The organism is Nonomuraea insulae (assembly GCF_042656245.1).
Map to the genome: position 1 here is coordinate 53,287 of NZ_JBHSPA010000045.1, position 26,796 is coordinate 80,082.

Sequence of the window (26,796 nt, forward strand, 5' to 3'; positions counted from 1 at the left end):
TCGTTACGCTCTGAGCTGCCCGGCCGGTTAACCGCGCGCATCCGGGCCCCGGACATGCCAGTCTTGAACACGTGCTGCCCGACCGCCCAACCAAGCTCGTGCCGCCCGTCCTGGCCAGAATGGCCACCTGGTCGGCGTGCCTGATCCTCGTCGGCGTGGTCGTCTACTTCATCGTCCAGGCCATCGCCCGCCTGGCCTTCGTGGCGCTGCCCGTGGCGATCGCGCTCCTGCTGACCGCGCTGCTGTTCCCGCTGACGAAGAGCCTGCGTAACACGGGCATGCGGCCCATCTACGCCACCTGGCTCACCATGCTGGTGGCCCTGGCCGTGCTCACCGGCACCGGATGGCTGGTGGGGGCGCGGGCCAGTGAGGAGTTCCCCAACCTGGTCAGACAGGTGCAGGTGACGGCCAGGACCGTGCAGGATTGGCTGATCACCGGCCCGCTGCACCTTGAGCAGGCGCAGATCACCGACTACGTCGACGAGATCGCGAACATGGTCAACACGCAGCGCACGGCCATCACCGGCACCGTGCTGTCGGCCGGGGCGGTGGCCATCGAGGTGCTCGCCTCCATCGTGCTGCTGCTGTTCGTGACGTTCTTCCTGCTCAAGGACGGCGACCGGATCTGGGGCTGGTTCCTGAGGGGCTTCGGCAGAGTGGCCCCGCGCGTCGACCGGGCGGGGCGGGCCGCGTGGGCCACGCTCTCCCACTACGTCCAGGGCACCGTGGCGGTGGCCGCCGTCCATGGCCTGATCATGGGCATCGTGCTGGCCGGGATGGGGGTGCCGCTGTGGGCGCCGCTGGCCGTGCTGATCTTCTTCGCCAGCTTCATCCCCATCGTCGGCATCTTCTTCGCCGGCACGGTCGCCACCCTGGTCACGCTGGGGGCCAAGGGGGTCATCTACGCGCTGATCTTCCTGGGCATCCTCGTCGTGGAGCAGCAACTCGAGAACCACGTGCTGCAGCCGCTGATCGTGGGGCGGGCGCTCAACTTCCATCCGCTGGCGATCATCCTGGTGCTGTCCATCGGCGGCATACTGGCGGGCATCGCGGGGGCCGCGGTGGCCGTGCCGGTGGCGGCGGTGATCTATCGGGCCCTGCCGGAGCTGAGACACAAACCGCCCGAGTTGCCACCGGGCCACCAGGACTCGCCGCCAGGCGGAGTGCCGCCCGGGCCCGGTGAGGGTGGCGGGCTGCGCGGCGGCGACGGCGGGTGGCCTGGCCGCGACACCGGGCCCCGCCTCGACGACGACAGGTGGCCGGAGCGCGGCACAGGTCCCCGCCCCGACGACGCCGGCGAGCCGCGACGACGGCCTCGCGACGGTGACGCGGCGCTGCCTGACGACGACGGTGCGCCGCGTGCCGAGGCCGCGGGGTTGTCGGAAAACGACAGTGGGCCGCGAGCCGGTGACGCGGGGCTGTCGGAAAGCGACGGCAGGCCGCGTGACGGTGCTCTGAAGGGCGGAAACACGGAGTAACCTCGTCACCCGTGACTCGTTCCTCCCTCACCACCCCGCCGCCCGGCGTGGAGGTGCCCGTGCCCCAGCCCGGTGCGCCGGCGCCGGGCGCCGTCCTGGGCTCCCATTACAGCCAGTGCTTCGGGTGCGGCACCAAGCATCCGACCGGGCTGCATCTCAAGGCCAGGACGCCCGACGGCGCCACCGTCGAGGCGGAGTTCACGGTGGGGGAGGCCCACCAGGGGGCGCCCAGGCTGGCGCACGGCGGAGTGCTGGCCACCGCCATGGACGAGGTCATCGGAATGTCCGTCTACCTGCTCCAAAAGCCCTATGTGACGGGACGGCTGGAGACCGACTACCTCCTCCCCGTTCCCGTGGGCACGACACTCCACCTGCGCGCCTGGTGCAACGGCATCACGGGCAGGAAGGCGTACCTTGAGGCTGAGGGGCGCATCGGCGCTCCCGACGGGCCGGTCGCCGTCCGTGCGGCGGCGCTGTTCATCGAGGTGAACATGGAGCACTTCGCCAAGCACGGTGACCTGGCCGCCATCGCAGCAGAACATCCGGACTACGAGGTGAACCCTTGAGCAACGTTGAGGTCCTCATCCAGCGGCTCGACGCCGAGCTGCCGGTGCCGGCGTACGCCCACGCCGGAGACGCGGGCGCCGACCTCTACGCGGCCGAGGATGTGGAGCTGATACCCGGCGAGCGGGCCGTGATCGGCACCGGGGTGGCGATCGCGCTGCCCGACGGCTACGCCGCGTTCGTGCACCCGCGCTCCGGGCTGGCCGCCAAGCACGGGGTCACGCTGGTCAACGCCCCCGGCACGGTGGATGCCGGATACCGGGGCGAGATCAGGGTGACGCTGATCAACACCGACGCCAAGGAGCCGTTCCGGCTGCGGCGGGGCGACCGGGTGGCGCAGCTCGTGATCCAGCGGGTGGAGCGGGCGCTCTTCGCCGAGGTCGAGCGGCTGCCGGGGTCCGTGCGCGGCGCCAACGGGTTCGGATCGACAGGGCGCTGACCGGTGGGCGACAAGGGGCCCGGCAGGGGTCCGACGAACTACGGGTCCGATACGCGGCCCGACGAGCAGGGAGAGTGAGGAACGTGTTCCGACGTCGTCGTCGTGAGCAGCCGGAGCAGGCGGCCGAGCAAAAGTCCGCCGCCCCCACGCGAGAGTCCGGCCCGTGGGACGCCGACGAGCCCCATCCGGAGGCCGACCGGATCGACCTGGGCGGGCTGCGGTTGCCGCACAACCCCGACTTCGACCTGCGGCTGGCCTCCCTCGGGGACCAGCACGTCGGCGTGGTCGTCCTGTACGACGAGAGCTCGTTGCAGTTGCAGGCCCTGGCCGCCCCGCGCAGCTCCGGCCTGTGGGACGAGGTCAAGACGAAGATCCTGGGCCAGGCCAAGCACCTGGAGGAGCAGGAGGGGCCGTTCGGCAGCGAGCTGACCGGGGAGATGAAGGTCGACGGCGAGAGCCGGCCGGCCCGCTACCTCGGCATCGACGGGCCGCGCTGGTTCCTGCTGGGCGTGATCTCGGGCAAGGCGGCCGCCGACGAGACGGCCGCGGCACCGTACATCGACTTCATCAAGGACGTCGTGGTCGTCCGCGGCGAGGAGCCGATGGCGCGTGAGGAGCCGATCCCGCTGCGCCGGCCCAACGAGCAGCAGACCGGCGAGAGCCCCGAAGGGCCCGGCCTCAACCCGTTCAAACGAGGTCCTGAAATCAGTGAGATTCGCTAAGGGCTGACATCACATAGGCTGAACCATCATGAGTACGGCAGAGCCCCCTAAACGCGGGGGATTGCGTGGGTTCTTCAGTCGGCTGGCATCCCCCCAGTCCGAGATCGAGGCCCAGGAACTGCGGGAAGATGCCGACGAGGTCGGTGCGACCCCGATCGTCTCGTGTGGCGGTCGCCGCCGCTTCTGTGTGGCGGGTACGCTACGTACGGTGACACTGCGCCCCAGGGGCGGTGCCCCCGCTCTCGAGGCCGAGCTCTACGACGGGTCCGACGTGATCGACCTGGTCTGGCTCGGCCGCCGTAAGATCGCGGGCATCGAGCCCGGCCGCATTGTCAAGGCCGAGGGCCTGGTCAGCATGCAGGACGGGCGCAAGGTGATGTTCAATCCGCGTTACGAGCTGCGCCCAGGGAGTTGATCAGGTGAGTGCTGAGGCGGAAGAAGTCGCCCACGACACCGTTGAGGCGGCGGTGCGAGCACAGCTCGCCAAGGCCTTCGGCGGGGTGCGCGGCATCATCGAGGCGGCCGTCCCGACGATCGCGTTCACACTGTCGTGGATCCTGAGCGAGGATCTGAAACTGTCGCTCATCGTCAGCATCACGCTGGCGGTGCTGCTGTTGCTCGTGCGGATCATCCAGCGGTCCACGCCGCAATTCGTGATCAACAGCCTGATCGGCATCGCGATCGGCGCGTTCTTCGCCAGCCGCACGGGTGACGCGAAAGACTACTTCCTGCCCGGCATCCTGTGGAACGCCGGATACATGGTGGCGATGCTCATCTCGATCGTCAGCCGGTGGCCCGTCGTGGGCTTCCTGATCGGCTCGGTCACGGGCGACCCGACCGCGTGGCACAAGGATCCAGGCATCGTGAAGTTGTGCACGAGGCTGACCTGGATGCTCATGTTGCCGTGCGCGGTGCGGGTCGCGGTGCAGGGGCCCGTCTACCTGTTCGGCGGCGGTGATCAGGCGGTGGCGGCGCTCGGCTTCGCCAAGATCGTTATGGGGTGGCCGTTGCAGGTGGCGGCGCTGGGAGCCATGTTGTGGTTGCTCGGTCGCGGTCGCACACCGATCAAGCCGCCCGTGGCCCCTGCCTGAGGGCGTCGTCGAACCGCCTTCGCCCGTGGCCCCTTGCCTGAGGGCGTCGTCGAACCGCCGCCCGTGGCGCCTTGCCTGAGGGTGGCGTCGAGCCGCCTTCCGGCCTGGGGTGCGTGATAATCCGGTCGTGTGCGCGTTGTGCCGGGGCCTAGGGTCCCTGACATGAGCATCATGCACGTTCCAGGATCGAAGTCGGTGACCGCCCGCGCGCTGTTCCTCGCCGCCGCCGCGCGGGGCACCACGGTGCTGCGGCGGCCGCTGGTCTCCGACGACACGGAAGGGTTCGCGGAGGGGCTGGTCAAGCTCGGGTACGCGGTGGAGCGCGGGCCGGAGGCGTGGACGATCGAGGGCCGTCCCGAGGGGCCGCCGGTGGGCGAGGCCGAGGTCTACTGCCGTGACGGGGCCACGACCGCGCGTTTCCTGCCCGCGCTCGCGGCGGCCGGTCACGGGGTGTTCCGCTTCGACGCCTCCGCCCAGATGCGCCGCCGCCCGCTGGGGCCTCTCACGGGGGCGCTGCGCGATCTCGGCGTGGATCTGACGCATGAGGGCGCGGAGGGGCATCACCCGGTGACCGTGCGGGCGAACGGCATCAAAGGCGGGCGGATCACGCTGGACGCGGGGTTGTCGTCACAGTTCCTGACCGCTCTGCTGCTCGTCGGGCCGCTGACGGCGGAAGGTCTGGAGATCACGGTCACCGATCTGGTGTCGGCGCCCTACGTGGAGATCACCCTGGCCATGATGCGTGGCTTCGGGGTGGAGGTGCGGCGTTCCGGCGAGACGTTCTTCGTGCCGCCGCAGCCGTACACCGCCGCCGACTACACCATCGAGCCGGACGCCTCCACGGCCAGTTACCCGCTCGCCGCCGCCGCGCTCACCGGGAACAGCGTCACCATTCCTGGGCTGGGGTCGGGCGCGTTGCAGGGGGACGTACGTTTCGCGGAGGTTCTTGGGCAGATGGGCGCCGAAGTTGAAATGTCGCATGATGCGGTGACCGTCACCGGAACCGGGTCTTTGTCGGGCGTTACGGTCAACATGCGCGACATTTCCGACACCGTGCCCACGCTCGCCGCCATCGCCCCCTTCGCCGACGGCCCCGTACGGATCGAGGACGTCTACAACACCCGCATCAAGGAGTGCGACCGCCTGGAGGCGTGCGCCGAGAACCTGCGCCGGCTCGGAGTCCCGGTGACCACGGGCCGCGACTGGATCGAGATCCACCCCGCCCGGCCGCACGCCGCCGAGATCGCCTGCCACGGCGACCACCGGATCGCCATGTCGTTCAGCATCACGGGCCTGCGCACGCCGGGGATCACCCTGGACGAGCCCGGCTGCGTGAAGAAGACGTTCCCCGGCTTCCACGAGGCCCTGGCGGGGCTGCGCGAGGAATGGGATCTTCGGTAAAGATCTCCGAGCCGAACTCTTAACCACTTGAACCACGTGCGCGGGTACGAAGGCAGGCGAGCGATCACCTCACACCACATCGGGGGACCACCATGTACAAATGCGCCATCGCCGCCGTCACCATGACGGCCGCGGCCCTCCTCCTCGCCGCCACGCCGGCGATCGCCGACAATGACTACGCGGGCCCGCACGGCCCCAGCAGATGCGAGAAGGAGCTGGCCGAGCTGGCCGAGTTCGCCGAGATGGGCGCGCCGACGGTGATGTCGCTCCCGGCCGAGGAGTGCGCTGAGGACGGGGACGACGACTAGGTCGACGCCTTATCGGACGTTGTGACGTTCGTACGTGACAGGGAGCCCCTCGCGAGGGGCTCCTTGCGCGTTGCCGGGACGGCTCGTTGCGTCAGCGCCGTCAGCAGCAGAGCGATCGCGGTGGCGGTGGCGGCGACGATCACGCAGGTGACGAACCCGGCTCCGAGGTCGTGCGCGGCCCCGAGGAGCGGGCCGAAGGTGGCGATGCCGAGGGCGGCGCCGAGCTGGCGGGAGGTGTTGAACACCGCGGACGCGGCGCCGTGGAGGGAGGGTTCGACGGCGGCGATGGACTGCGAGGTCATGGTGGGCACGAGCAGCCCCGCGCTGAACCCGGCGGGGACGAGTGCGACGATCAGCGGCCACAGCTCGTTCGCGGTGCCGGCCCATGCGACCGCGACCAGCGAGAGGGCCAGGAGGCTCTGCCCGATGCCGAGGACGACCGGGCGCCCGAGGCGGTGCGCGAGCGGGGCGGCGCAGACGCTGCCGATCGAGATGAGGCCGGTCAGGGGGAGGAAGAGCAGCCCGCTGGCGAGCGCGCCGAGCCCGCGGCCCTGCTGGAGCATCAGGCTCATCGCGAACAGCAGCCCGTAGAAGGCGAAGTTGAACAGCGCACCCTGGATCGCGGAGCCGGCGAACCCGCGGTTGGTGTAGGTGCCGAGCGGCAGCAGGGGCGTCCGGGCGGACCGTTCCGTCCAGACGAAGCCGGCGAGCCCGGCGACGGCGAGGGCGGCGGCGGTGGCCACCGTGGGGCTGAACCACCCGCGGGCGGGGGCCTCGATGAGGGCGAAGACGAGACCGCCGATCAGCACGGTCGCGGCGCCCACACCGCCGAGGTTGAGCCGCCGGTCGCGGCGCGGCACCGCCGGCATCGAGCGGATGCTCCAGATCGCTGCGGGGACTCCCACGACCACGTTGACGGCGAAGACTGCGCGCCAGTCCGCGAACGTGACCAATGCCCCGCCCAGCAGGGGCCCGGCGGCCATCCCGACGCCACCCGCGGCGGCCCACCAGCCGACGAGCCGGTGCCGCGCCCGCTCGTCGGTGGCCGACGCCGTGGCCAGCACGAGCGCACTGGGCAGCAGAAGAGCGGCGCCCGCGCCCTGGACCAGCCGAGCGAGGTTGAGCACCAGCATCGAGCCGGCGAACGCGCAGACCGCCGACGACGCGGTGAAGACCAGCAGGCCCGCGACGAAGGCCCGCTTCGCGCCGAGCGTGTCGGTGATCGCGCCGGCGGCGAGCATCACGGCGGCGAAGGAGAGGGTGTAGGCGTCGATGGCCCATTCCAGTTCGGAGCGGGAGGCATGCAGGTGAACGACGAGCTGGTCGAGGGCGAGGGTCACGATCGTGCCGTCGACGAAGACCATGAAGGCAGCGACCAGCGCCAGTACCATGACACCCCGACGGTGTTCGATAGACATGGAACAAGAGTAGAGCTGGTTCGATGGCCATCGAACACTGGGTGGCCTCAACGGCCGGGATAGGTTGCCTGCATGAAGGTCGTACGGGTGACCGGCGTTCTCATCGAGGACGGCCATATTCTGCTGCTCGACCAGGACACCGACACCGGGCGGTCATGGTCCCTGCCCGGCGGCAAGGCCGAGGAGGGCGAGGCGCTGGGGGACGCGCTGGTGCGCGAGATGCGCGAGGAGACCGGGCTGGAGGTCCAGGTGGGCCGGCTGGCCAGGGCCGGCTTTCCCGGTGCCGGTTCCTATGTGGGAGCCAAGGCCGCCATCGGGTTGTGAGCTACCGGGCTGTGCCCGGCGCCTGGTCGAGGGTGGCGGTGGCGGCCTTCAGCTCGTTCAGTTCCTGACGGGCGAGGTCGGGGAAATCCTGCTGGTTGGCCGGGTCGATCCAGCGGGCGTGGGCGTTGCGGAAGGCGAGGCTGCCGAGCTCGGCGGCGAGGCTCGCGGCCGGGTCTGGAACGCCGCGTTCGCGTAGCGTGTCCGCCATGACCGCGGTGAGGGCGGCGAGCTTGAGCAACTCGCGTTCCCGCAGGTCGCTGTTGCCCGAGATGACCGCATGCCGCTGCCGTACGAACGCACGTTGCTCCGGGCCGAAGGCCGCCGCCACGGCGTCGAGCGCCGCGGCGACCGCGTCGAGCGGGGTCGCCGAGTCGGGAACGCCGGTGACCGCGTCGATGAAGAGGCGGTTGAGCCTGTCCTGGCCTCCGAACAGCACCTCTCGCTTGTCGGCGAAGTGCCGGAAGAACGTGCTCTTCGCCAGCCCGGCCCGCTCGGCGATCTCGGCCGCGGTGGTGCTCTCGTAGCCGCGCTCTAGGAACAGCTCAAGTGCTGAACGTCCCAGACGCTCGCGTGCGTTCGGCTCCCACCTGCCCATGCCCCACAGTGTACGTGATGGGACTTGGTCTCATCACGTGTTACGGTGACGAGACCAAGTCCCATCACCGTTCTGGAGGCTGTCTCCCATGCGTGTCTTCGTCACCGGAGCGACCGGTCACATCGGCTCGGCCGTCATCCCCGAGCTTCTCTCCGCCGGCCACGAGGTCGTCGGCCTGGCCCGCACCGAGGCCTCGGCCACCGCTCTGAAGGCTCTCGGCGCCCAGGCCAGGCTCGGCGATCTCGACGATCTGGACGGCCTGCGCGAGGCCGCCTCCGCCGCCGACGGAGTCATCCATCTCGCGTTCAAGCACGACGCCATGATGGCCGGAGACTTCGCCGCCGCCGTCGAGGCCGACCTGGCGGCCATCCGGACGTTCGGCGAGGCACTCGCCGGCACCGGCAAGCCCTTCGTCGGCACCGCGGGGACAGGGGTGCTCGCGGCGCTGCCGGGGCGCACCGGCACCGAGGACATCGTGCTGGAGGGCGGCCCAGGGCTGCAGGCCAGGATCGTGGCGGAGAACAACGCCATCCAGCTCGCCGAGCAGGGGATCAGGGCCTCGGTCGTACGGCTCCCACCGGTCGTGCACAGCGCGCTGGACCGCTACGGCTTCGTCCCGATGCTCATCGCCACCGCCAGGGCCGCCGGAGTGTCCGGTTACCTCGGCGAGGGCGCCAACCGCTGGCCCTCCGTCCACACCCTGGACGCCGCCCGCGTCTACCGCCTGGCTCTGGAGCAGGCGCCGGCCGGGTCGCGGCTGCACGCCGTGGGTGACGAAGGCATCCCGTTCCTGCTGATCGCCGAGAGCATCGGCCGTCACCTGGAGGTCCCCACCGCCACCGTCGCGGCCGACCGGATGGAGGCCCACTTCGGTTTCCTGGCCGGCATCGTCCCGCTCGACAACCCGGCCTCCAGCCTGCGCACCCAGGAACTCCTGGGCTGGCGGCCGGCCCACCCCGGTCTCATCGCCGACCTCGACCTGGGCCACTACTTCACCGCGTCCGCCTGACGCGGTGGACGGCGGCCGGTGGACGGCGCGTCAGGTGGCCAGCAGGCCGCCGTCCATGTGCAGGTCGTGGGCGTTGACGCCGGTGTTGCGCAGCAGGAACTCGGTGGCGTCGGCGATCTCGGCCATCGTGACCAGCCGTCCGATCGGCGTCTGGGCCGAGTGCGGCGGGTCGGGAACGTCGCGCCACTTGGGGCTGTCGCCGATCAGGCCCGGGTGCAGGGCGTTGACGCGGTGCGGGGCGATCTCGATCGCGAGGGTCCGCACCAGGCCGGTGATTCCGGCGTTGAAGGTGCTGACGATGGTCGAGCCGGGGTAGGGGCGTTCCTTGGCGAGACCGCCGAACAGGACGACGGAGGCGCCCGGGGTGAACCGGTCGCGCAGCACGCGGACGGTCTCGGCGTATCCGACGAGTTTCATGGTCACGGCCGTGACGGCGTCGGTGATGTTGAACTGTGCCAGCGTGTTCGCCGCCTGGCCGACCGCGGTGATGACGAGGTGGTCGACGGCGGCCACCTCGGCCAGCGAGGCGCTGATCGTTTCCGGCTGGGCCAGGTCGAGGGCCAGCCCCCGGGCGCCGATCCGGGCGGCGACGGTCTCGGCCCGCGCCTTGTCCCTGCTGGTGATGACGACGTCGTCGCCGCGGTCGGCGAAGTGCTGGGCGATCACGCGGCCCAGACCGCCGCTGCCGCCGACGATGAGTGTCCTGGTGCTCACAACGGCTCCCTTAATGGCCAACTGGATATTAAGAGTATAGGAGCAGGCCGGGAGCTTCGCTGACCTGGCAGTACAGTGATCACATGAAGGAAGTGCCCGGGGAGCCGCCGCGCAGGCACCGGCGGGATCCGGAGGGGCACCGAGCGGCCATCCTGGAGGCGGCCCGCCACGCCTTCGCCGAGCGCGGTTACGCCCGTACGACCCTGCGGGACATCGCGCGCCGGGCCGGTGTCACCCACGGCCTGATCTCGCGGCACTTCTCATCCAAGGAGCGGCTCTTCCTCGCGGCGGTGCCGGGCAACCGCGACCTGGAGCGGATCGTCGCCGGGGACCCGGCCACGCTGCCCGACCGGATCGCCCATGGCTTCGTACAGCGCATGGAGACCGACGCCGTCAACGACCCGCTCGTCGCCCTCCTGCGCAGCGCGGCGTCCGACGAGCGCACCGCCGCTCACCTCCTGGTCGCGATGCAGGAGAGCAGCGTCGCCGTCTACCGGTCCGTGTTGTCACCCGACGCGCCGGGAGAGCCGGGAGACGACCTGGACACCCGGATCGCGCTGCTGGGGTCGCATCTGATGGGGGTGACGTTCAGCCGCTACATCGCGCGTACGGAACCGCTCGCCTCGATGCCGCCCGAGCGGCTCACCGAACACCTCACCCGGACGTTGCGGCACATCCTCTTCGACTGATCGTTCAGCCTGCCTCCAGGTCCGAGGCGATGCGGCCGCGCATCATGATCTCCATCACCTTCATGAAGCGCTGCGCCCGGGAGCGGCCGATGATGAACGGGTTCGCCGAACCGCCGTTGCCGCGCAGCTGCTCCATGCGGACCAGGCCATGGTCGCTGAGCCCGTGGTTGTTCAGCTCGACGTCCACACCTGCCCGCCTCATGTGAGCGGCGAAGGCGAGGACGGAGGAGACGTACGTCCGCTTCTCCGCGGTCGCCGTGGGCGGGTTGGTGCCGCCCCACAACATCGCGGTGTGCGGCCGTCCCTTCCACCGCACCGGGAAGATCGCCGAGACGGTGCCCGGGGTGTGGCCGGGCGTGTGGTGGAACGCGATCGTCGTGTCGCCGAGGGTCAGCCGCTGGCCGTCGGCGATCTCCAGGTCGCGGGCGGGGGAGCCGGTGGTGACGAGCTTCCAGTCGGCTCGGGTCATCATGACGCGGGCGCCGTATCGGTCCGCCAGGTACTGGGCGCCGCCGAAATGGTCGCTGTGACCATGCATGGCCACCACATACTTGATCTTCGCGGGGTCCACTCCCAGAGAGCGCAACTGGGGGACGATGATCTTCTTGGCCTCGTCCGGGGTTCCCAGCGCGTCGAGCAGGATGACGCCCCCGGAGGAGAGCAGCGCCGTGGCCGAGACGAAGCCGGTGCTGACCACGGCCACGTTGTCGAAGATCTTCAGCGGCTTGGGGGCCTTCACCTCGGGCATCTGGGCGCCCGGGCTGAGCGCCTTGACGAGGTTCCGCAGGACCGGGTCCTTGCCGGCCAGCTCGGCCGCGTCGTCGTAGTAGTCCTTCGCCCGTCTGGGCGCCGCCTCCGCCCGGCCTCCCGTCAGCGGCAGGAGGGCCGCGGCCACCAGCAATGTACGGCGGGACTGCTCAAGGGGCATTCGGCGGTACCTGCTTTCGCTTGCCCGAGGCGGGTCATGTCCTCGGGTGGATGTCGAGGGCGCCTAGCAGAGCAGAGCCGATCATGTGGTGTCCAATATTGATACCGGTGGCGCAACGATAGGGGGACTGATATCGATGCTGGTCAGGAGCATCGGGGATGGCTTATGCCCCCGGTGCCCCGCCCAACACTACGGGAAGGGCACCGAGTGATCACTGAGAAGATGGAAGATCGCGTTCGGGATCTGGAGTCCTGCGCGTTCCGCACGGGCGAGGACCTTGCGGAGATCAAGCGTGGAATCGCGGATCTGCGCGAAGGTGCACCCGTAAGGGCGTAGACCTCCTCCTGGCGCACTACGGCATCAAGCGGCCGTTGATGGATTCGAATTGAGCGACGGGTAAGCCGCCTGCCTCCCTTTCCTTCGGGGGAAGGTGGCAGGCGGACGTCTCGGCGAGCTTCCCGTGAGCGGCCACGGTAACGACGCTGTCCGAGCTTGCGGTTTCAAATCAGGAACTTCTCGACAGCGTCCTTGTGGGGACGGGCTTCAGGGCCTTCGTTGAGAACGAAATGCGCGCGAGTCCCCTATGGAAACGCCCGAGCGGTAGCGAGGTCCTCCAGGGGTCGAGCCTTGGCTCGACTGGGGGGAAACGCCTGAGCTGATCAGGCGCGAAGCGCTTCCCCGGCGAAGCCCTCGCGTGCAGCCGGGCACGCCCCAGGAAGGACGCCCGAGCGAAGCGAGGACCTCGCTGGGGCCCTCAGTGTTGGGAGAGGAGGTGGGCCAGTTCTTGCTCGACCTCCTGGCTGGCCACGAACAGCAGCTCGTCCCCGGCCTCCAGCGGATCGTCCGCCGTGGGCACCAGGACCCGGCCCTCCCGGAGGATCGCGACCAGGGCCGCGTCCACCGGCCACGGCACGGAGCCGGCCCGCTGCCCCACCACCGGCGCGTCCTCCGCCAGCGTCAGCTCCACCAGGTTCGCCTGCCCCTGCCGGAACGTCATGAGCCGGACGAGGTCCCCGACGCTCACCGCCTCCTCGACGAGCGCACTGAGCAGGCGCGGCGTCGAGACGGCCACGTCCACGCCCCACGACTCGTTGAAGAGCCACTCGTTGTTGGGATGGTTGATGCGGGCCACCACGCGCGGCACGCCGTATTCGGTCTTGGCCAGCAGGGATACCACGAGGTTGACCTTGTCGTCGCCGGAGGAGGCGACGACGACGTGGCAGTTGTTGAGACCGGCCTCGTCGAGGGAGGCGATCTCGCAGGCGTCGGCCAGGAGCCATTCGGCGCGCGGCACGCTGTCGATCTTGATGGCTCGCGGGTCGACGTCGATGAGGAGGACCTCGTGGCCGTTCTCGAGGAGCTCGGACGCAATGGAGCGGCCCACGGCGCCGGCTCCGGCGATGGCGACGCGCATCGGTCAGTCCTCTTCCGGTGCCGCGGCGAGCACCTTGTTGATCCGGTCCATGTCGTTCTCCGCGGCGATGACGTGCAGCACGTCGCCTTCCTGCACCACGGTGTCGTCCGCGACGGTCAGAGCCTCGCCCATGCGGTTGATGAAGGCGACACGCGTCTTGGCGAGACCTTCGAGCTCGGTGACGCGGGTGCCGATCCAGGAGGAGTGCACGGTGACCTCGGCGAGCACGACGGTGCCTGTGGGGTCGCGCCAGAGTGGTTCGGCGCCCTCGGGGAGGATGCGGCGCATGATCTGGTCGGCGGTCCAGCGGACGGTGGCCACCGTGGGGATGCCCAGCCGCTGGTAGACCTCGGCCCGCCGGGGGTCGTAGATGCGGGCCACCACGTTGTCGACGCCGAACGTCTCGCGGGCCACGCGGGCGGAGATGATGTTGGAGTTGTCTCCGCTGGAGACCGCCACGAAGGCGGTTGCGGATTCGACGCCGGCCTCGGTGAGCACGTCGCGATCGAAGCCCACTCCGGTCACCCGCCGCCCACGGAAGCCGGCCCGCAGCCTGCGAAAGGCCTGCGGGTCGCGGTCGATGATGGCGACGGAATGGCCGCTGTCTTCGAGGATGTGGGCGAGGGTCGATCCGACCCGGCCACACCCCATGATCACAATATGCATTTCCCCCCGCACTCCGCGGTCGGCCGGTTGCTCGACACCAGTATGGACCGATGGGGGAGCGCCTCGTTTAGGGCGTCGGCCTAGGGCTAGCATCTCGTTACGTGGCGAAGGTAACGGATCTTGTCAAACGCATGCTCGTGGGGCGCGCCCTGCGTAGCGGGCAGCTCCACGAGCAACTACTCCCCAAACGGATCGCACTGCCGGTCTTCGCGAGTGACGCGCTCTCCTCCGTGGCGTACGCGCCCCAGGAGATTTTGGTCATTCTGTCGCTGGCGGGCGTCTCCTTCTACTCCTTCAGCCCGTGGGTAGCGATCGCCGTGATCGTCGTGATGCTCACGGTCGTGGCGTCGTACCGGCAGAACGTGCACGCCTATCCCAGCGGCGGCGGCGACTACGAGGTCGCCACCACCAACCTCGGCAAGAACGCCGGGCTCACGGTGGCCAGCGCGCTGATGGTCGACTACGTGCTGACCGTCGCGGTGTCCGTCGCGAACGGCGTCGACTACGTCGGCGCGACGATCCCGTTCGTGGGCCAGAACAAGCCGGCCGTCGCCATCGTCATCGTGATCCTGCTCACCGTGGTCAACCTGCGCGGCATCCGCGAGTCCGGCGCAGCCTTCGCCATCCCCACGTACGCGTTCATGATCGCCGTCCTGGGCCTGATCACCTGGGGCGGATTCCGGCTGCTGGTGCTGAACGAGAACCTGGAGGCGCCGAGCGCGCACTTCTCGATCGAGCCCGAGCAGACCAACCTGACGGCGTTCGCGGCGGCGTTCCTGGTCCTGCGCGCGTTCTCCTCCGGCTGCGCGGCCCTGACCGGTGTCGAGGCCATCAGCAACGGCGTGCCCGCCTTCAGGAAGCCCAAGAGCAAGAACGCGGCCACCACGCTGCTGATGATGGGCCTGGTCGCGATCACCATGTTCGGCGGCATCATCGCGCTCGGCCTGGCGTCGGGGGTGAAGGTGGCCGAGCCGTCGGTGGTCGCGGAAGACCTGCTCAGGCCGGACGGCACACCGGTCGGGCCCGGCTACTACCAGCAGCCGATCATCGCCCAGGTGGCCGACGCGGTGTTCGGGGGCGGGTCGCTGCCGTTCGTGATCATCTCGGCGGTGACGGCGCTGATCCTGTTCCTGGCGGCCAACACGGCGTTCAACGGCTTCCCCGTGCTGGGCTCGATCCTGGCGCAGGACCGTTACCTGCCGCGCCAGTTGCACACCCGCGGCGACCGGCTGGCCTTCTCCAACGGCATCATCATCCTGGCGGCCGGGGCCTGTCTGCTGCTGTGGGGGTTCGAGGCCGACGTCAGCCGCCTGCTGAACCTCTACATCGTCGGCGTCTTCGTCTCCTTCACCCTCAGCCAGATCGGCATGGTCATCCACTGGACCCGCCACCTGAAGACCGAGACCGATCTCAAGGTCCGCCACCAGATGCACCGCTCCCGCGTGATCAACTTCTTCGGCGGGGTCATGACGGGCCTCGTGCTGATCGTGGTGCTGCTGACGAAGTTCCTGGTCGGGGCGTGGATCGTGGTGATCGCGATGCCGATCCTGTTCCTCATGATGAAGGGGATCAGGCGCCACTACGACAACGTGGCGGCCGAGCTGGAGCTCACCGAGGACTACGAGCCGGCCATGCTGCCCGCGCGCAACCACACGATCGTGCTGGTCTCGAAGATCCACAAGCCGACGATGCGCGCGCTCGCGTACGCCCGCGCCACCCGCCCCTCCACGCTGGAGGCCATCACCGTCGGGGTGGAGGGTGAGGAGGCGCGCAACCTGCAGGAGGAGTGGGAGCGGCGCGGCATCCCGGTGCCGCTGAAGATGCTCGACTCCCCCTACCGCGAGATCACGCAGCCCATCCTCGACTACGTCAAGACCCTGCGCAGGCGCTCGCCGCGCGACGTGGTGACGGTGTTCATCCCCGAATACGTGGTCGGCCACTGGTGGGAGCACCTGCTGCACAACCAGAGCGCGTTGCGGCTGAAGGCACGGCTGCTGTTCCAGCCGGGCGTCATGGTGACCAGCGTGCCGTGGCAGCTTCACTCCTCCGACCGCCTGCTGGGCAGGCCGGAGCCGTTCGCGCCCGGGTCGGTGCGCCGTCCTTGGCACAAGACGGTCAAGGAGGAGGAAGCGGGGCAGATCAGAGCCCGCTGACCAGGGCCCGCAGCCGTCCCGTGTCGTCCGCGTCCCACCCCGGGGGCGCGGCGACGGCGGCCCAGCCGTTCACGATGTTCGCGCCGTACCGGTGGCCGTGCCCCGGCGGCACGTCCAGCGCGGCCGTCATGTCCACCAGCACCTGCCAGAACGTCACCAGCGGGAACCAGTTCATCTGCGGGTTCACGCCGGGCCCCCGCGCGCCCTCCAGCCAGGCCGGCCTGCGGTAGATCAGCCCGGGCGACCACCACACGACCGGGTCGGAGGCGTTCTGCAGGTAGACCACGCGCGGGCGCGGCCAGGGCGCGTGTGCGGGCCGGTCGAGGTCGGCGGGGTACTGGGCGAACCTGGCCGTCCTGCCTGAGCGGTAGACGGGCCGCCACACGGGGCTGCCGCGCTCGCGGTTCACGGTGAGGCGGCTCCAGATGCGGTTGGCGTTGGGCGGCCCCACGAACACCGCGCCGTCCGCCCTGGACACCAGGTCGGTCAGGTCGCGGAAGGACTCCTCCATCTCGTACGAGCCCAGACTCTCCCCCGAGAGCACCAGCCGCGGCCGCGCCGTCGCGGGCAGCCGGGACCACCGCTCGCGCACCGCCTCGAACAGGGCCCGTCCGGAAGCCGCCGCCTTCTCCTTGTCGACCAGGAACGACACCCAGCTCGGCAGGTACGAATACTGCAGCGCGACCATCGCGGAACGCCCGTTGTACATGTACTCCAGGGCGTCGGCGATCCGCGGATCCACCCAGCCGGTGCCCGTGGTGCCGAGCACGGCCAGCACGGGCCGGCCGAACGCGCCGGTCCGCTCCAGTTCGCGGACCGCCAGCGCCGCCTGGGCCCGTGGCGAGGCGGTGCTGTCAAGGCCGATGTAAACCCTGATGGGCTGCGCGGCGGGCCGTCCGGAGAAGGCGGCCAGCCGGGCAGGGGTGGCGGCGGTGCCGGTGAAGCGGCGGCCTTCCTTGCCGAGCGACTCCCAGGTCACGAGCGAGCCTGGCCCGCCCGACAGGTACGCCGACGTGGGCCGGCTCACGCCGGGATGGGTGCCCTGGTTGGCGACCGAGGAGATGTCGCTCATCCTGGTCACGAACCCGTTGAACAGCACGTCGTTGGCGAACACCGCGACCAGGAGGGCGATGACGCACACGCCGACGACGTGACCGACGTACGCGGGGACGTACCGGTCCAGCCAGGTGATCAGCCGGCGGCCGCCGAGGCGTACGAGCCGGGCGATGAGCAGCGCGGCGGCGAACAGGACGAGCGTCACGGCCAGGATCACCGGCGGGAACCACGTGATCCGCGTGTCCATGCCCATGAGCGCCCGCAGGTCGCGCTGCCAGTCGAAGCTGTACCACAACGCCACCGCCACCAGCAGGGCGCAGCCGCCGAGCAGGACCCGCCAGGCGATCCGCCGCACCCGCTCGGGCGGCCGGTAAGAGATCACGGACCGCCCCAGCGCCCCTGCGGAAGCTCCTGCCGCGTAGCCGAGTATGCCGGTGACCGCTCCCATCACGCCCTGGTACAACCACGTGCGCGGCAGCAGCGACGGCGTCAGCGACGCGCACGCGAACAGGGTGGCCAGCAGCGTCCCGCCGAAGCCGAGCCGCCGTCGCACCACCCTCGACCTGTCCACAATCACTTAGAGTAGTGGATCAAGTCGGATAAGTGGTTATAGTGGCTGGACGCTAGGGTGTCGGATGTGGAACAGGCATCTCTCGAGCTGACGGTAGGTCCGGTCGCCCATGGCGGCTGGTGTGTGGCGCGCCATGAAGGGCGCGTGGTGTTCGTACGGCATGCGCTGCCAGGCGAGCGGGTGATCGCCGACGTCACCGAGGAGACCACCCGCTTCCTGCGGGCCGACGCGGTGGAGATCCTGGAGGCCTCGCCCGACCGGGTCGTCCCGCCCTGCCCCTACGCGGGGGCGGGGCGCTGCGGCGGCTGCGACTGGCAGCACGCCACGATGGAGGCGCAGCGGCGGCTCAAGGCGCAGGTCGTGGCCGAGCAGCTCAGCCGGCTGGCGGGCATCGAGCGCGAGATCATGGTGGAGGAGGTGCCGGGGGCCAAGGACGGGCTCGGCTGGCGTACGCGAGTGCAGTTCGCCGCCACGCCGGACGGTCAGCTGGGCTTTCGCCGGCACCGCTCGCACGACATCGAGGTCGTCGACGCCTGCCTGATCGCCCACCCCGAGGTGGAGGCGGTCGGCGTGGAGGACCACCTGTGGCCGGGGGCCGCCGGGGTCGAGGTCATCGCCTCCTCGGGCGGCGACCGGGCCGTGGTGGTGGCTCCCAGGGGCCGGCGCAGCGTCACCGTGCCCGACCTGGAGGCGTCCGCCTCGATCCTGCTCGACCAGGGCAAGGGCCGCACGGTGCCGCGCCGCGGGTCCGGGGTGCTGCACGAGCAGGCGGGCGACCGGGAGTACCGGGTCGCGGGCAGCGGCTTCTGGCAGGTGCACCCCGGGGCCGCGGAGACGCTGCTGGACGCGGTGCTGGCCTACGCGGCGCCGGAGCCGGGGGAGTGGGCTCTCGACCTCTACTGCGGGGTCGGCCTCTTCGCGGCCGGGCTGGCGGAGGGCGTGGGGCCCGAGGGGGCGGTGTTCGGGCTGGAGTCGGAGGCCGCGGCCGTCCGTGACGCGCGGGCCAACCTGCGCGACCTGCCGCAGGCCCGGGTGGAGCGGGGGCGCGTGGAGGAGGCGCTGGACCGCTTCCAGATCGAGCGCGCCGACATCGTGGTGGTGGACCCGCCGCGGTCCGGTCTGGGGCGGGAGGTGGTCTCGCGCATCGCTTCGCTGGAGGCGCCGCGCATCGTGTACGTCTCCTGCGACCCCGCCACGCTGGCCCGCGACCTGGCCTGGCTGCGGGAACTGGGCTACGCGCTGTCGGACCTGCGGGCCTTCGACGCGTTCCCGATGACGCACCACGTGGAGTGTGTGGTGCTGCTGGTGAAGGAGTAACCAGAGGTGACGAACCTCTCATAGGGGTACAAATGCGGCCCTCGCTCCCATGGAGCGAGGGCCGTTTTCGCGTTCCCACAGGGGTTCCGGACACCCCCGGCGGCCTGCGCAGACGCCTCAGTGATCACTTTGGTTTACCTCCGCTTTAGGGAAATATGCCGTTTTAGATGACAAGTTGGTATCGGCCCCGACAGAATGCGTTGCCATCCAGCGTCTACCGCAACTGGAGGAAACCCCCTATGCGTAGACCCCTTGGGGTACTCACCGCAGCCGTCAGCCTGGCAGCGATCGCCACGCCCCTGAGCGCGGCGTCGGCTTCCGCGGCGTCGGAGGCGGCCAGGTGCCGTGTGAGCGTGGCGAAACCGCACGTCGGCGACACCTTGAAGATCCAGACTTCGGCGGCCCGCCGCGGCTGCTTCAACTCGGCGCTGCTCCGCATCCGCGTCAAGCGCGTTGTTCCCGGCCCCGACCCGGTCGTCAAGAGCGGCGCCACGAAGAAGGGTCGTCTCACCCTGTCGCTGCCCTGCAAGTCGGGCACGTACTACGCGACCGTCACCGACTACCGGGGCCACAGCGACAAGTCCAGGCCGGTCAAGCTGACCTGCACCCCGGGCAGCGGCACCCCTACCCCGACCCCCTCCACGCCGTCCGGCGCCGTGGGCACGGCCGAGGAGAACGAGGTCGTCAGGCTGACCAACGCCGAGCGCGCCAAGGGCGGCTGCGGGCCGCTCAAGCACGACCCGCAACTCAACGCGGCGGCCCACGGGCACTCGGCCGAAATGGCGAAGACGGGCAGAATGACCCACGACTCCCAGGACGGCAGCGACATGGTCGCCCGTATGAGGGCGGCCGGCTTCACCGGTGGCAACGCCTGGGCGGAGAACGTCGCGGAGGGACAGCGAAACGCGACCGAGGTGCTCTTGGGGAAGTACGGCTGGATGAATAGCTCCGGTCACCGGGCCAACATCATGAATTGCCGGTACAACCTCGTCGGCGTGGGTGCGGCCAAGAGCTCCAACGGCACGATCTACTGGACTCAGGACTTCGCCGCGAAGTAACCGCTAGAGGGAAGCGCGCAGACGGCCGAGTTCGGCCGCGATGGTGGCCAGGGTCCAATGGGCGTTCAGCCCGCTCGGATTGGGCAGCACCCAGACCCTGGCCCCGCCGACGAGCTCGTCCTGCGGCCCGATGCGGGCCTTCGGCCGGGCGAAGGCCGTTCGGTAGGCGGAGACGCCGAGCACGGCCAGGACCTTGGGGGAGAGCTCCGACACCTTGGCCGCCAGGGCGGCGCCGCCCGCCGCCAGCTCCTCCCGGGTCAGCTCCGCCGCCTTGGCGCTGGCTCGGGGCACGATGTTGGTGATTCCCAGCCCGTACGAGGGCAGGAGGTGTTGCTCGGCGGGCGCCAGCAGGCGCGGCGTGAAGCCGGACAGGTGCAGCGCGGGCCAGAAGCGGTTGCCAGGCCGGGCGAAGTGGCGGCCGGTGGCCTCGGACATGAGGCCGGGGTTGATGCCGCAGAACAGCACGTCGAGTGAGGGACCGAGGACGTCGTTGAGCACGTGCCGGAGGTTAGCCCATGTCTTCGAGTTTGCGGCCCTTGGTCTCCTTGACCCACTTGGTGACGAAGAAGAAGGACAGGACGGCGAAGAGGGCGTACATGGCGTACGTGAGCGGCAGGTTCCACTCGGCCAGCGCCGGGAACGACACGGTGATCAGCCAGTTGGCGACCCATTGGGCCGCGGCGGCGATGCCCAGGGCGGCGGCGCGGATGCGGTTGGGGAAGATCTCCCCGAGCAGCACCCAGACCACCACGCCCCACGACAGCGCGAAGAACAGCACGAACAGGTTGGCCGCGACGAGCGCGATCGCCCCCTGCGGGTCGGGCAGCGCGACCGACGCGCCCTTGGCGCCGGCGAAGCTGAATGCCCACGCCGCGGTGGCCAGCCCGACCGCCATCCCGGCCGAGCCGATCAGGAGCAGCGGCTTGCGCCCGATCCTGTCGACGAGCGCGATCGCGATGGCCGTGCCGATGATGTTGATGATCGAGCTGGAGAAGCTGATCAGCAGGGAGTCGCTCTGGTTGATGCCGACCGACTGCCACAACACGGACGAGTAGTAGAAGATCACGTTGATGCCGACGAGCTGCTGGAAGGCCGAGAGCACGATGCCGATCCAGACGATCGGCAGCAGCCCCATCGCGGGGCCGCGCAGGTCCTTCAGCCCGGGTACGCGCTCGGTGCGCAGCACCCGCTGGATCTCCGAGATGCGCCCGTCGAGGTCCACGTCGTCGGCCTCGATCTCGGCCAGCACCTCCCGCGCCCGCCTGGTACGCCCCGACATGATCAGGAACCGGGGCGACTCGGGGATGTTCAGGGCGAACAGCAGGAACAGCAGGGCCGGCACGACGCAGGCGCCCAGCATCCACTGCCACGCCTGCAACAACCACACGTCGTTGTTGACGTCACCGCCGGCCAGCCGCGCGATCACGTAGTTGACGAGCTGCGAGACCGCGATCCCGAGCACGATGGCCAACTGCTGGAACGAGCCCAGCCGCCCCCGGTAGGCGGGCGGTGCCACCTCGGCGATGTACGCGGGGCCGAGCACCGACGCCATGCCGATCGCGAAGCCCGCGATCACCCGCCAGAACGCCAGGTCCCAGATCGCGAACGGCAACATCTGCCCGATCGAGCTGACCGCGAACAGCAGCGCCGCGAACTGCATCGACCGGGTACGCCCCCACCGGTCCGCCAGCCCGCCGCCCGCCCAGGCGCCCAGGGCCGAGCCCAGCAGCGCGATGGCCACCACGAAGCCGGTCTCGACCGAGCCCACCTGGAAATAGCGCTGGATGCCGACCACCGCGCCGTTGATGACGGAGCTGTCGTACCCGAACAGGAATCCGCCGATCGCGGCGGCCGCCGCGATGAAGACGACGTGGCCCAAATGCTCATGATGGGTGTACTGAGTAGCCATGCCGGTCCTTCCCCCGAATGGTCGGGAACTACCCGGCGATCACTCACGTATGCCCTGTCAGGGACCCTGTCAGAGCCGTGGGTCGACGGGCTCCGACTCCAGCGCCAGCACGGCGAAGACCGGCTCGTGGACCCGCCAGCCCGCCTCGCCGTCCGCCAGCCGCGACAGCGCCTCCAGGCCGAGGGCGTACTCGCGCAGCGCCATCGAGCGCTTCTTGCCGAGGAAGCGCCGGCGCAGCACGCCGAGCGACTCGGTGTAGTCGGGGCCGTAGATGATGCGCAGGTATTCGCGCCCGCGCACCTTCACCCCCGGCTGCACCCGGCCCGGCACGTAGGCGGCCGGCTTGACCACCATGCCCTCGCCGCCGTCCGCCGTCATCGACTCCCACCACGCGGTCGCCTCGGCCCTGGACTCCGGCGAGTCCAGGGTGACGAACACGTGCCGGGTCGCGGTGATCAGCGGCGAGTCGAGCAGCGCCAGCGTGGACAGGTGCCACGCGTGCGGCTCCAGCGCCGCGGCCCGCCCCTCGCAGGCCAGGATCTGGAACGGCGCCACCCGCACGCCCTCCAGGCCGTCAACCGGCCAGCAGTAACGTGCGTAAGCGTCGCGGAACAGGGCAGCGTTCCCTGAACGGCGCCGGGTGCGGTCGAGCAGGCCGCTCACACCCAGCCCGCGCCCGGCCGCCGCCTCAAGAGCCGAGGCCGCCTCGGGCAGGGCTGCGCGGGCCGCCGCCCCGACGGAGGCGTACTGCGACCTGATCAGCTCGCCCGCCTTCGCCGACCAGGGCAGCAGCTCGCAGTCGAGCGCCACCCAGTCGGAGCCCAGCTCGGCCCACAGCGGCTCGCACGCCTCACGCAGCCGCTCCACCAGCGGCGCGGTGTCGGCGAAGAACGGCCGCCCGGTACGCGTGAAGACCGCGCCTGTGCTCCCGTCGTCCACCCCGAACCTGGCCTCGGCCACCTCCGGCGTACGGCACAACACGGCCACGGCCCGCGAGCCCATGTGCTTCTCCTCGCACACGACCTCGCGCACCCCGGCGGCGGCGAACTCCTCGAACGCCTCGTGCGGGTGCTCCAGGTAGCCGTCGAGCTGGGAGGTCTCCGGCGGCGCCATGGTCGGCGGCAGGTAGACCAGCCAGCGCGGGTCCACCGCGAACCGGCTCATGACCTCCAGCGCGGCGGCGGCGTTCTGCTCCATGATCTTGACCCGGCCGCCGTGCCTGGTCTCGACGTGCCGGGTGCCGGTCACGTCGCCGATGTCCAGCATGCCGGGGTCGCGGCCCGTGGCGGCCAGCGGCTTGGCAGGCTCGTACCACACCTTCTCCGCAGGAACCTGGACGATCTGCCGCTCCGGGTAGCGCAGCGCGGTCAGGTGGCCGCCGAACACGGCGCCGGTGTCGAGGCAGATCGTGTTGTTGACCCATTCGGGGCGGACCGTGGGGGTGTGGCCGTAGACGACCATGGCCCGGCCGCGGTATTCGTCGGCCCAGGGGTAGCGGACCGGCAGGCCGTACTCGTCGGTCTCGCCGGTCGTGTCGCCGTACAGGGCGAAGGCGCGGACGCGGCCAGAGGCGCGGCCGTGGTAGGCCTCCTTGAGCCCCGCGTGCGCGACGACCAGCCGGCCGCCGTCCAGCCGGTAGTGGCTGAGCAGGCCGTCCATGAACGTCCTGGCCCGCTCCACGAACTCGGGCGGCTCCGCGGCGAGCTGGTCGAGCGACTCCCGCAGGCCGTGCGCGACCTTGACCTTGCGGCCGTTGAGCGCGCGCACCAGCTTCTGCTCGTGGTTGCCCGCCACGCAGATCGCGGTGCCGGCCTCGACCATCTCCATGACCAGACGCAGCACACCCGGCGAGTCCGGGCCGCGGTCCACCAGGTCGCCCACGAACACCGCGGTACGGCCCTCCGGGTGCCGCGCCCCCTGCCAGCCCAGCTCGCGCAGCAGCGTCTCCAGCTCCGAGCGGCAGCCGTGCACGTCGCCGATGATGTCGAACGGACCCGTCAGCTCCGTCTTGTCCGACCACGCCTTCTCGTACGTGATCGCGGCGCTCTCGATCTCCTCCAGGCCGCGCAGTACGTGCACACGCCTGAAGCCGTCGTTGGAGATCTTGCCCAGCGAACGCCGCAGGTCCTTGCGCTGCCTGATCACCACGCCGGGGCCGAAGTCACGGTCCGGGCGGGCGGTGTTGCGTTCGATCGCCACGTCCTCCGGCACGTCGAGGACGATCGCGTCGGCCAGCACGTCGTGCTTCCTGGCCAGGTCGATGAGCGACTTGCGGGAGGCGTACTGGACGTTGGTGGCGTCGACCACCGTGAACAGGCCCCTGGCCAGGCGCACGCCGACGATGTGGTGCAGCAGGTCGAACGCCGCCGGGGTGGCGGCCTGGTCGGTCTCGTCGTCGGAGACCAGGCCGCGGCAGAAGTCGGAGGAGATGACCTGCGTGGGCTTGAAGTGCCTGCTCGCGAACGTGGACTTGCCGCTGCCGGACACGCCGACGAGCACCACGAGGGAGAGCTCAGGAACGCTGATCACGGGTGAACACTCCCATCTGGGTGGGCGGGCCGACCTCGGGGTCGTCGTCGCCGATCGCCTCGAAGGCGACCTCGTAGCCGTACCGGCCGGCGACCCCCCGAGCCCATGCGGTGAACTCGGCCCTGTTCCACTCGAAGCGGTGGTCGGAGTGGCGCAGGCCGGTCAGGAACTCGTAGCGGACGTTGTGCTCGATGTTGGGGGTGGTGACGAGCACGTGGTGCGGCCGCGCGCGGCCGAACACGACGTGCTCCAGCGCCGGCAGGCGTGGCGGGTCGACGTGCTCGATCACCTCCATGAGGACGGCGGCGTCGTAGCCGGACAGGCGCTTGTCGGCGTAGGTGAGCGCGCCCTGGAACAGGGTGAGCCTGGCGCGCTTGGCGTCCGGCATGCGCTCCAGGCGCAGCTTGCGGGCGGCGATGGTGAGCGCCATCGGGGAGACGTCCATGCCGCCGACCCGGGTGAACGCGGGCCTGGCCAGCAGCGCGCCGACCAGCTCGCCCTGGCCGCAGCCGAGGTCGATCACACTGGCCGCGCCGAGCTCGGCCAGCTTGGCCAGCACCGCCTCCCGCCGCCGCACGTTGAGCGCCTTCGGCTTGGGCGCCTCGGCTTCCTCGGTCGTGGTCCCGGCTTCCGCGGTGGCGGCTTCCTCTGTGATGTCCTCCTCGACCGCGGGCTCCAGCTCGTCCTCGGTCTCGTCGCCCAGCTCGGCCAGCCGGGCCAGCGCCGTGCGGGCCAGGGACCAGCGCCGTCCCAGGTAGCGCCGGGCGATCAGGCCGCGCTCCGGATGGTCGCGCAGCCAGCCCTCACCACCCCTGATCAGCTTGTCCACCTCGTCGGGGGCGATCCAGTAGTGCTTGCCGTCGTCGAGGACGGGCAGCAGCACGTAGAGGTGGTTGAGCGCGTCCTGCAGGCGGGCGGAGCCGCGCAGGGTGAGCCCGATGTAGCGGGAGTCGCCCCATTCGGGGAAACGTTCGTCGAGCGGCACCGCCCGCGCGTCCACCTCCCAGCCGAGCGGCTCGAACAACCGCCGCGCCAGCTCGGGCGCGCCCCTGCAGGGCAGCGCGGGCAGGCGCAGCTCCAGCGGCAGCGGCGTGCCGGGCAGCTCGGGCCTGGCCTTGCAGCGGCCCGCCCGAGCCGTGCGGAACACGTCGGCCAGCGCCACGGCCAGCAGCGAGGAGGCCGCATAGGGGCGGTCGTTGACGTACTGCGAGAGGCTGAAGTCGGGCGAGTTCCTGCCGCGCGACCTGACCAGCGCGATCGGGTCCACTTCGAGCATGAGCGCCGCCGTGCAGCGCTGCTCGCCCGCCTCCGGGTAGAACACCGTGGCCGTGCCGAACGACTGGCCGAACTCCTGCACGCGCTCGGGATGCTTGTGCAGGAGAAAACCCAGGTCGGTGGCGGGCTCAGCAGTGGTCGTGATCGTCAGCAGCACATGCCAAGTCTGCCGTAACCCCGCAAAGCACCGCCATCCGATTACCCGACGTGGGGGAGCACCTCGGCCGCGATCAGCTCCAGATGTTCCAGGTCGCCCAGGTCGAGGATCTGCAGATACATCCGCTCGGCCCCCAGCTCGGCGAACCTCCCGATCTTCTCCAGCACCTCGTCGGGGGTGCCCGCCAGGCCGCTCTCGCGCAACTTGTCGGGGTCCTCGCCGATGGCCGCCGCGCGCCGCTCGACCTCCCCCCGGTTCGCGCCGACCACGGTGGTCTGCGCCGCCGAGAGCCGCAGGGTACGCCCGGCGTCCTCGCACGCCTTCCGTACCCGCCCGAACGCCGCACCGGTCTCGGCCGGGGTGTGGAACGGCACGTTGTACTCATCCGCGTACGTCGCCGCCAGCCGAGGCGTGCGCTTGGCCCCGATGCCACCGATGATCACCGGCGGGCGGGGCGACTGGGCCGGCTTGGGCAGCGCGGGCGAGTCGGCCAGCCGGTAGTAGCGGCCCTCGAAGGAGTAACCCTTCTCCGCCGTCCACAGCCCGGTGACGATCTCCAGCTGCTCCTCGAACCGGCCGAACCGCTCCTTCACCGGCGGGAACGGAATGCCGTACGCCGAGTGCTCGCCGTCGTACCAGCCGGTGCCGAAGCCCAGCTCGACCCGGCCACCGCTCATCTGGTCCACCTGAGCCACCGTGATCGCCAGCGGCCCCGGCAACCGGAACGTGGCCGGCGACACCAGCGTGCCCAGCCGGATCCTGGACGTCTCTCTGGCCAGGCCGGCAAGGGTGATCCAGGCGTCCGTCGAGCCGGGGCCGGGGTCGCCGGGGCCGATGCGCTGGTAGTGGTCAGACCGGAAGAAAGCGTCGAAACCCAGGCGTTCGGTGGCCTGGGCGACGGTGAGCAGGTCGTCATAGGTCGCGCCCTGCTGGGGCTCGGTGAAGATCCGCAGCTTCATGACCACATTATCCGCACAGATCGGACGTGAACCGGAAAAGGGCCGCGCCGCG

26 protein-coding genes are annotated in these 26,796 nt (G+C 70.3%); 14 read left to right on the forward strand and 12 right to left on the reverse strand.

Going from position 1 to position 26,796, the window contains the following annotated elements:
* The first annotated feature begins 71 nt into the window (after nt 1-71).
* From ACFPZ3_RS34580 to ACFPZ3_RS34615, 8 genes are all read left to right on the forward strand, one after another.
* The gene (locus ACFPZ3_RS34580; protein ID WP_379518512.1) at nt 72-1,478 is read left to right on the forward strand and encodes an AI-2E family transporter; all 1,407 of its coding nucleotides are present in this window, start codon (nt 72-74) and stop codon (nt 1,476-1,478) included.
* 11 nt (nt 1,479-1,489) lie between these two features.
* Nucleotides 1,490-2,044: a PaaI family thioesterase gene (locus ACFPZ3_RS34585; RefSeq protein WP_379518513.1), complete on the forward strand. Its 555-nt coding sequence runs from the start codon at nt 1,490-1,492 to the stop codon at nt 2,042-2,044.
* Entirely contained in the window at nt 2,041-2,481 is a 441-nt protein-coding gene (dut, locus tag ACFPZ3_RS34590) for a dUTP diphosphatase (protein WP_379518514.1), read from the forward strand. The genes ACFPZ3_RS34585 and dut overlap by 4 nt, the downstream gene beginning before the upstream one ends.
* Before the next feature lie 83 nt (nt 2,482-2,564).
* The gene (locus ACFPZ3_RS34595; protein WP_379518515.1) at nt 2,565-3,203 is read left to right on the forward strand and encodes a DUF3710 domain-containing protein; all 639 of its coding nucleotides are present in this window, start codon (nt 2,565-2,567) and stop codon (nt 3,201-3,203) included.
* Nucleotides 3,204-3,411: 208 nt separating this feature from the next.
* Nucleotides 3,412-3,618, forward strand: a complete 207-nt coding sequence (locus ACFPZ3_RS70330) for an OB-fold nucleic acid binding domain-containing protein (protein WP_240197183.1) — start codon at nt 3,412-3,414, stop codon at nt 3,616-3,618.
* A gap of 4 nt (nt 3,619-3,622) precedes the next feature.
* On the forward strand, nt 3,623-4,294 hold the full coding sequence (locus ACFPZ3_RS34605; RefSeq protein ID WP_379518517.1) for a DUF3159 domain-containing protein: 672 nt from the start codon (nt 3,623-3,625) through the stop codon (nt 4,292-4,294).
* A 162-nt stretch (nt 4,295-4,456) separates the two neighbouring features.
* On the forward strand, nt 4,457-5,695 hold the full coding sequence (gene aroA / locus ACFPZ3_RS34610; RefSeq protein ID WP_379518518.1) for a 3-phosphoshikimate 1-carboxyvinyltransferase: 1,239 nt from the start codon (nt 4,457-4,459) through the stop codon (nt 5,693-5,695).
* Nucleotides 5,696-5,787: 92 nt separating this feature from the next.
* Nucleotides 5,788-6,003: a hypothetical protein gene (locus ACFPZ3_RS34615; RefSeq protein WP_379518519.1), complete on the forward strand. Its 216-nt coding sequence runs from the start codon at nt 5,788-5,790 to the stop codon at nt 6,001-6,003.
* Here the strand turns inward: ACFPZ3_RS34615 and ACFPZ3_RS34620 are convergent.
* Entirely contained in the window at nt 6,000-7,421 is a 1,422-nt protein-coding gene (locus ACFPZ3_RS34620; protein WP_379518520.1) for an MFS transporter, read from the reverse strand. The genes ACFPZ3_RS34615 and ACFPZ3_RS34620 overlap by 4 nt on opposite strands.
* 72 nt (nt 7,422-7,493) lie before the next feature.
* Between ACFPZ3_RS34620 and ACFPZ3_RS34625 the strand changes: the two genes are divergently transcribed.
* Nucleotides 7,494-7,745, forward strand: a complete 252-nt coding sequence (locus ACFPZ3_RS34625; protein ID WP_379518521.1) for an NUDIX domain-containing protein — start codon at nt 7,494-7,496, stop codon at nt 7,743-7,745.
* Nucleotide 7,746: 1 nt separating this feature from the next.
* Here ACFPZ3_RS34625 and ACFPZ3_RS34630 read toward each other — a convergent pair whose 3' ends face one another.
* A complete protein-coding gene (locus tag ACFPZ3_RS34630; RefSeq protein ID WP_379518522.1) occupies nt 7,747-8,340 on the reverse strand; it encodes a TetR/AcrR family transcriptional regulator in 594 nt (197 codons plus the stop codon).
* 88 nt (nt 8,341-8,428) lie between these two features.
* On the opposite strand from ACFPZ3_RS34630, the gene ACFPZ3_RS34635 reads away from it, so the two are divergent.
* Nucleotides 8,429-9,349: an SDR family oxidoreductase gene (locus ACFPZ3_RS34635; protein ID WP_379518523.1), complete on the forward strand. Its 921-nt coding sequence runs from the start codon at nt 8,429-8,431 to the stop codon at nt 9,347-9,349.
* Between the two features lie 30 nt (nt 9,350-9,379).
* Here the strand turns inward: ACFPZ3_RS34635 and ACFPZ3_RS34640 are convergent, their stop codons facing one another.
* Entirely contained in the window at nt 9,380-10,063 is a 684-nt protein-coding gene (locus ACFPZ3_RS34640; RefSeq protein WP_379518524.1) for an SDR family oxidoreductase, read from the reverse strand.
* A gap of 83 nt (nt 10,064-10,146) precedes the next feature.
* Here ACFPZ3_RS34640 and ACFPZ3_RS34645 point away from each other — a divergent pair, with 83 nt between their 5' ends.
* Nucleotides 10,147-10,752, forward strand: a complete 606-nt coding sequence (locus ACFPZ3_RS34645; RefSeq protein WP_379518525.1) for a TetR/AcrR family transcriptional regulator — start codon at nt 10,147-10,149, stop codon at nt 10,750-10,752.
* 4 nt (nt 10,753-10,756) lie between these two features.
* On the opposite strand, the gene ACFPZ3_RS34650 is transcribed toward ACFPZ3_RS34645, so the two are convergent.
* The 3 genes from ACFPZ3_RS34650 to ACFPZ3_RS34660 all read right to left on the reverse strand — a co-directional run bounded on the left by ACFPZ3_RS34650 (nt 10,757) and on the right by ACFPZ3_RS34660 (nt 13,760).
* Nucleotides 10,757-11,680, reverse strand: a complete 924-nt coding sequence (locus tag ACFPZ3_RS34650) for an MBL fold metallo-hydrolase (RefSeq protein ID WP_379518526.1) — start codon at nt 11,678-11,680, stop codon at nt 10,757-10,759.
* 754 nt (nt 11,681-12,434) lie between these two features.
* Entirely contained in the window at nt 12,435-13,094 is a 660-nt protein-coding gene (locus ACFPZ3_RS34655) for a potassium channel family protein (protein WP_379518527.1), read from the reverse strand.
* Between the two features lie 3 nt (nt 13,095-13,097).
* Entirely contained in the window at nt 13,098-13,760 is a 663-nt protein-coding gene (locus tag ACFPZ3_RS34660; protein WP_379518528.1) for a potassium channel family protein, read from the reverse strand.
* A 101-nt stretch (nt 13,761-13,861) separates the two neighbouring features.
* On the opposite strand from ACFPZ3_RS34660, the gene ACFPZ3_RS34665 reads away from it, so the two are divergent.
* The gene (locus tag ACFPZ3_RS34665) at nt 13,862-15,913 is read left to right on the forward strand and encodes an APC family permease (protein ID WP_379518529.1); all 2,052 of its coding nucleotides are present in this window, start codon (nt 13,862-13,864) and stop codon (nt 15,911-15,913) included.
* Here ACFPZ3_RS34665 and ACFPZ3_RS34670 read toward each other — a convergent pair.
* Nucleotides 15,900-17,540, reverse strand: a complete 1,641-nt coding sequence (locus ACFPZ3_RS34670; RefSeq protein ID WP_379518530.1) for an alpha/beta hydrolase — start codon at nt 17,538-17,540, stop codon at nt 15,900-15,902. The two genes, ACFPZ3_RS34665 and ACFPZ3_RS34670, sit on opposite strands and share 14 nt — an antisense overlap.
* An 87-nt stretch (nt 17,541-17,627) precedes the next feature.
* Between ACFPZ3_RS34670 and ACFPZ3_RS34675 the strand changes: the two genes are divergently transcribed.
* Nucleotides 17,628-18,857, forward strand: a complete 1,230-nt coding sequence (locus tag ACFPZ3_RS34675) for a class I SAM-dependent RNA methyltransferase (protein WP_379519018.1) — start codon at nt 17,628-17,630, stop codon at nt 18,855-18,857.
* A 353-nt stretch (nt 18,858-19,210) separates the two neighbouring features.
* On the forward strand, nt 19,211-19,915 hold the full coding sequence (locus ACFPZ3_RS34680) for a CAP domain-containing protein (protein WP_379518531.1): 705 nt from the start codon (nt 19,211-19,213) through the stop codon (nt 19,913-19,915).
* A 3-nt stretch (nt 19,916-19,918) separates the two neighbouring features.
* Here ACFPZ3_RS34680 and mug read toward each other — a convergent pair whose 3' ends face one another.
* From mug to ACFPZ3_RS34705, 5 genes are all read right to left on the reverse strand, one after another.
* Nucleotides 19,919-20,413, reverse strand: a complete 495-nt coding sequence (gene mug / locus ACFPZ3_RS34685) for a G/U mismatch-specific DNA glycosylase (RefSeq protein WP_379518532.1) — start codon at nt 20,411-20,413, stop codon at nt 19,919-19,921.
* Between the two features lie 10 nt (nt 20,414-20,423).
* Entirely contained in the window at nt 20,424-21,824 is a 1,401-nt protein-coding gene (locus ACFPZ3_RS34690; protein ID WP_379518533.1) for a sugar porter family MFS transporter, read from the reverse strand.
* Nucleotides 21,825-21,893: 69 nt separating this feature from the next.
* Nucleotides 21,894-24,353 carry a polynucleotide kinase-phosphatase gene (locus tag ACFPZ3_RS34695; protein WP_379518534.1) on the reverse strand — a complete coding sequence of 820 codons (2,460 nt, stop codon included), beginning with the start codon at nt 24,351-24,353 and terminating at the stop codon, nt 21,894-21,896.
* Nucleotides 24,337-25,785, reverse strand: coding sequence for a 3' terminal RNA ribose 2'-O-methyltransferase Hen1 (locus ACFPZ3_RS34700; protein WP_379518535.1), 1,449 nt, complete (start codon nt 25,783-25,785; stop codon nt 24,337-24,339). The genes ACFPZ3_RS34695 and ACFPZ3_RS34700 overlap by 17 nt, the downstream gene beginning before the upstream one ends.
* Nucleotides 25,786-25,826: 41 nt before the next feature.
* The gene (locus ACFPZ3_RS34705; protein ID WP_379518536.1) at nt 25,827-26,744 is read right to left on the reverse strand and encodes an LLM class F420-dependent oxidoreductase; all 918 of its coding nucleotides are present in this window, start codon (nt 26,742-26,744) and stop codon (nt 25,827-25,829) included.
* Nucleotides 26,745-26,796 lie beyond the last annotated feature (52 nt).